The sequence below is a fragment of the Chamaesiphon sp. OTE_75_metabat_556 genome, from assembly GCF_031378165.1.
In the GTDB taxonomy this organism is placed as follows: domain Bacteria; phylum Cyanobacteriota; class Cyanobacteriia; order Cyanobacteriales; family Chamaesiphonaceae; genus Chamaesiphon.
This window is the reverse complement of the sequence record NZ_JANNDR010000526.1, coordinates 1-4,802: the sequence shown is the minus strand read 5'-3', so window position 1 is coordinate 4,802 and position 4,802 is coordinate 1. Positions and strand designations below refer to the sequence as shown.

Below are 4,802 nucleotides of genomic sequence, written 5' to 3'. Positions count from 1 at the left end.
GCACGAGAGAATTTACAGGTAATCGCTCGAATTATCGTATCTTAGCATCGGTCGCTGACCGACCGTACGCTGCGCGAACAGGCGGCGATGAGCAATTTTGGGTATACTAGTATGGGGACACTATTCTTTCTAACTTAGTAGCTATGTCAGATCTCGATCGCGGCATCATGAAATTCAAAGGGGCAGATACGCCAGCAGCCATCGCCATCTCTTCGACGTTGGTATTAGGTGGGATTGTCGTCCTTGTCATCTGGGCATTGCGACACGCCTACGCGGTATAAAGGCATTTATCGGCGATCGAGTTTACAGCATTCAAAAACAAAATAATTTTGTCCGCTAAAATGGACGACACACCCAACCCGAATGGTAGGGGTAATTTCTTGTCTCGCTAAACCGTCGGGTTTCCCGACGAGCGCGAGCCGCTGTCTTGACGCTCTCGACCTGGAGGAAACCTCCAGAACGAGCGTCGCTTCATGAATTACCCCTACCATTATTTGCCAGTAAAGCCTGAAACGCTGTTAAATGCCGATTCATACACTACCGATCGATGTTATTCACCTCATTGCTGCTGGGGAAGTTATTGATTCTCTGAGCGCGGTGGTGCGGGAACTGTGTGAGAATGCGATCGATGCTGGCGCAACGAGAATTACTGTTTCGTTATTTCCCGATCGCTGGCGGATTCGGGTCGCTGATAATGGGATTGGGATCGAACTAGCCGATCTCCAACAGGCAGCAACCGCCCATAGTACGAGCAAAATTGACGATCGCGACGATCTTTTTCATATTACTAGTTTAGGCTTTCGGGGCGAGGCGCTGCATAGTCTGGCTCAACTTGCCAATCTGGAAATCTACAGCCGTCCCCGCCATAGTAGCGACGGTTGGCATCTAGTCTACAACCATCAGGGTGAAGTCATGCGACAGCAAGAAGTTGCGATCGCCCCCGGTACGGCAATCGATGTCGAAGATCTATTTGGGGACTGGGAAGCTAGACGGGAAGGTTTACCCAATCTCAATTGTCAACTGCGCCAAGTACAGACGGTAATTCACCATCTATCGCTCTGTCATCCCCAGATTAGTTGGCTGGTAGAACAGCAGCATCGTCCCTGGTTTCAAATTATTGGCTCTAAAACTACCCAGCAAATTATCCCTCAATTGTTGCCGAAAGTGCGGGTGGACGATCTTCAACATGTGGAGATGAGCGTCTGTCCCCTCGGTCGCACCACAGAACGTCTCGAACTAGGATTACAAACAGCATTAGCAGATCGTCAAACGTATCGCACGATGTTGGCACCAGAATGTAGCCCCGTACCAGAAATAGCGTCGCGAATTCAGTTGACTTTGGGATTGCCCGATCGGTGTCATCGCCATCGGCTAGACTGGGTAAAGGTTGCGGTTAACGGTCGGATTGTCAGAGCACCAGAATTGGAGCAAACGATCGTCAGTAGCTTGGCACGAACATTGCCACGCGATCGTTATCCCGTCTGCTTTTTACATCTTCAGATTCCCCCTCACTACATCGACTGGAATCGCCATCCCGCCAAAGTGGAAATCTATCTCCAGCAGGTAGAATACTGGCAAGCGCAAGTATCCCAAGCGATCGATCGTGCCTTAAATCTTGAGCCGGAATCGATCGATGATGATACTCACACCAGCCGCATCGGTAAACTACTCGCAGTCGCCGAGCAGCAAGGAGCCTACCATATCCCCCAACGGGCAATTATTAATGATGGCGATGGTTTGGGCTTGCTCGAACTCCGCGCTGTCGGACAAGTACTCAATACCTATATCATTGCCGAACATGCCGATGGACTGTGGCTAGTAGAGCAACATATCGCTCACGAGCGGGTGTTATACGAGCAAATAAGCACTGCTTGGCAGCTTTTACCACTCGAACCGCCAATAATTCTCTCGCACCTGTCAGAGCGGCAAATAGCCCAATTACAGCAAATCGGCATTACGATCGACCCTTTTGGTGAAGGCTTATGGGCGATTCGGACGGCTCCCGCGCCCCTACTGATGCGGGAAGATCTCGCAGCGGCAATTACCGAACTCAGCTTAGGCGGAGACTTACAAGCCGCTCAAGTGGCTGTAGCCTGTCGCTGTGCGATTCGGAATGGGACATCCCTGAGTCTACCAGAGATGCAAAGTTTACTCGATCGCTGGCAACGCACCCGCAATCCCCGCACCTGTCCCCATGGACGACCGATTTATCTGTCATTTAAAGAAAGCAGTCTGGCGAGATCGTTTCGCCGTCATTGGGTAATTGGTAAAAGTCACGGGATTTAGGACATCTATCGATCGACAATTTCCCGATCTTGCTGTTACATAGCAGGGTTAAAATTACACAGGTAACTCGATCGCTATATGTCTCAATTTCCCCACGACCAGTTTGCCAAAGATTTACTCGAAAGTTTGCTCTCCCCATTTGGGAAAGTGGAAACCGATCGCAAAATTAGTGGTGAAGTCCGAGAAATTGATGTTTGTTTTTTCCCGCATTCAGAAGTTTCCAATCTTCCCAGTTTAGGATTACTGAGCAAATTAGCCGCAACAGGAGCGGCATTTGAGCCGTTTCGCAATCCAGTCAGTGCCGATGAGATTCGCAGTTGCGAAGCGAAACTATTCGATCTCCACTCCGAACTCAACCGCCAATCCAAACGCCAACAACAGCGCAAGCAAGATGATTCTCTATTACCAATGCTGTGGATTCTCACACCCACATTAGCCGCAGCTACTTTAGAGAGTTTTGGTGCTATAACTGATGTAGAGGGCTGGGGTGGTGGCGTTTATTTATTCCCGCCCGGACAAAAGACCGGAATTGTGGTGATTCACCAATTACCAGAGACACCCGATACTCTGTGGTTGAGAATACTGGGTAAGCATAAGGTGCAACAACGAGCCGTTGACGAAATTAATTACCTCCGGTAGGCTACGCCAACGACTCGACGCAAATAGTCCCTACCGCCAAAATGCCCTAAAACTACTTTCAGATTTGATGGTAGTGCTAGATGCAAGACAAAATCAAAATAATCGCGAACCGGAGTTACTAATGAGTTTGAAAACTTCTGCAATTTATCTAGAACAGATCGAGAAAATCACCCAAAAGGGTCTGCAACAGGGAATCGAACAGGGAATCGAACAGGGACGAACAAGCGAAGGGAGAATATTAGTTCTCAAGATGCTTACTCGGAAGTTGGGTGGTTTATCGCCGGAATTGACTACAAAAGTAAGTGAGTTGAGTCTCGATCGATTGGAAGCTCTCGGTGAGGATTTGTTGGATTTTCAGTCGGTAGGTGATTTAGAGAATTGGTTGGGGTAACTGAATAAATATTATTGATGAAAATTGAGACTTATTTATGAATTACTCATACCAAAAAGAATTTCAAGAGACATTAAAAAGAACTGAAAGATTAGGCTTCGCCACTCCAACATGGGAATTTAAAAACCTATCCTTGTATTCTAATAACAACAAAACCGTTAAAATAATTTGTGCTACATTCAATAGGTTTTTGAAAAGTCATGGAATGTCATACGAAGATCTAGTTGGCAACTGTATATTCGTCCACAATGGAATTTCCGAATTAATTGCCAGTAAAATAAGTTGTAATTCAGTTGTTACAATTGGGTGGTTCTATGATGAGACAATTGATAAATCATCCTATGAATTCACAGAAGAAGAATTTCAGATTTTGAATATAAAAGATCCTTAGTAGATTTCTCAATGAAAATTAGACGAACTGAGCTGCTCTGGAGTCGCAGTCTGCTCAGCATCAATTCTCATCGATCGATCGCATTAAATTTGAGAGTCTTGTTGTTGATACAAGCAGTAATAGCGACCTTTGAGAGCCATCAGTTCCTCATGTGTCCCCTGCTCGGCGACAACGCCGCGATCCATCATCAAGATCGTATCGGCATTGCGGATGGTAGTCAGGCGATGGGTGATAAAGAACACCGTTCTGTCTGCTAACGCAGCGGCGATATTCGTACAGACTTGCCGTTCCGATTCATAATCGAGGGCACTAGTTGCCTCATCCAAGATTAATAAGCGGGGGTTTTGGAGGATCGTCCGCGCGATCGCAATCCGTTGGCGTTGTCCGCCCGACAAGCTGGCACCGCGTTCGCCCACTTGCGAGTTATATCCATTCGGTAGCTCCATGATAAAGTCATGAGCGTAGGCAATTTTGGCCGCCTGAATAATCTGGTCGGTAGTGGCATCGGGATAATTGAGGGCGATATTTTCCTGAACACTCCCTTCAAATAACAGCGTATCTTGCGGGACGATCCCGATTTGCTGGCGCAGGGAATAGAGTTCGACCTTGGCGATATCATAATCATCGATCGAGATCCGACCGGATTCGAGCGGATACAAGCGGGGTAATAACTTCATCAACGTACTTTTCCCAGAGCCACTTTGACCGACAACCCCGATAAATTTACCCGCCTCGAATTCTAGACTGACACCATCTAAATTGAGCGCGCCAGTGGGTGCAAACCGGAAGGAAACGTTATCGAATTTGACCTTGCCGCGAATCGTTGGCATCGGGATATTACCCCGATCGATTTCGGTGGATTCCATCGGTGTATCCAGAATATCGGCGATCCGTTCGAGGGAAATGGCCGTCTCCTGGAAGTTTTGCCACAATTGCGTCAACCGCAATAGCGGGCTAGTGACATAGCCGGAAATAATCCGAAAGGCGATCAGTTGCCCTAAGGTGAGTTTGCCATCGAGGACTAAATAAGCCCCCACCCACAGCACCAACAGACTGGAAATCTGATTGAGAAAGGTGGTAGCAGCATTGGCCGTG

General features: G+C 47.7%; 6 protein-coding genes. 5 read left to right on the top strand and 1 reads right to left on the bottom strand.

What is annotated here, in order from left to right; genetic code table 11:
- The first annotated feature begins 143 nt into the window (after positions 1-143).
- The 5 genes from RMO27_RS20895 (at position 144) to RMO27_RS20875 (ending at position 3,707) form a co-directional block, all read left to right on the top strand.
- The gene (locus RMO27_RS20895; RefSeq protein WP_309736204.1) at positions 144-281 is read left to right on the top strand and encodes a hypothetical protein; all 138 of its coding nucleotides are present in this window, start codon (positions 144-146) and stop codon (positions 279-281) included.
- A 241-nt stretch (positions 282-522) separates the two neighbouring features.
- A complete protein-coding gene (mutL, locus tag RMO27_RS20890) occupies positions 523-2,286 on the top strand; it encodes a DNA mismatch repair endonuclease MutL (protein WP_309736203.1) in 1,764 nt (587 codons plus the stop codon).
- Positions 2,287-2,364: 78 nt separating this feature from the next.
- Positions 2,365-2,925 (top strand): hypothetical protein, encoded by a 561-nt coding sequence (locus RMO27_RS20885; RefSeq protein WP_309736201.1) that lies wholly within the window; start codon positions 2,365-2,367, stop codon positions 2,923-2,925.
- Complete coding sequence (locus RMO27_RS20880; protein WP_309736199.1) at positions 2,900-3,316, top strand: DUF4351 domain-containing protein; 417 nt, start codon at positions 2,900-2,902, stop codon at positions 3,314-3,316. The genes RMO27_RS20885 and RMO27_RS20880 overlap by 26 nt, the downstream gene beginning before the upstream one ends.
- Before the next feature lie 37 nt (positions 3,317-3,353).
- Entirely contained in the window at positions 3,354-3,707 is a 354-nt protein-coding gene (locus RMO27_RS20875) for a hypothetical protein (RefSeq protein ID WP_309736198.1), read from the top strand.
- An 83-nt stretch (positions 3,708-3,790) separates the two neighbouring features.
- Here RMO27_RS20875 and RMO27_RS20870 read toward each other — a convergent pair.
- Positions 3,791-4,802, bottom strand: a 1,012-nt coding sequence (locus RMO27_RS20870) for a peptidase domain-containing ABC transporter (protein WP_309736196.1), incomplete at its 5' end; no start/stop codon positions are given.

Excerpts from the sequence above, each read along its gene's own strand:
- RMO27_RS20895 (WP_309736204.1), top strand. The coding sequence starts at position 144 with ATGTCAGATCTCGATCGCGGCATCATGAAATTCAAAGGGGCAGATACG.
- mutL (WP_309736203.1), top strand. The coding sequence starts at position 523 with ATGCCGATTCATACACTACCGATCGATGTTATTCACCTCATTGCTGCT.
- RMO27_RS20885 (WP_309736201.1), top strand. The coding sequence starts at position 2,365 with ATGTCTCAATTTCCCCACGACCAGTTTGCCAAAGATTTACTCGAAAGT.
- RMO27_RS20875 (WP_309736198.1), top strand. The coding sequence starts at position 3,354 with ATGAATTACTCATACCAAAAAGAATTTCAAGAGACATTAAAAAGAACT.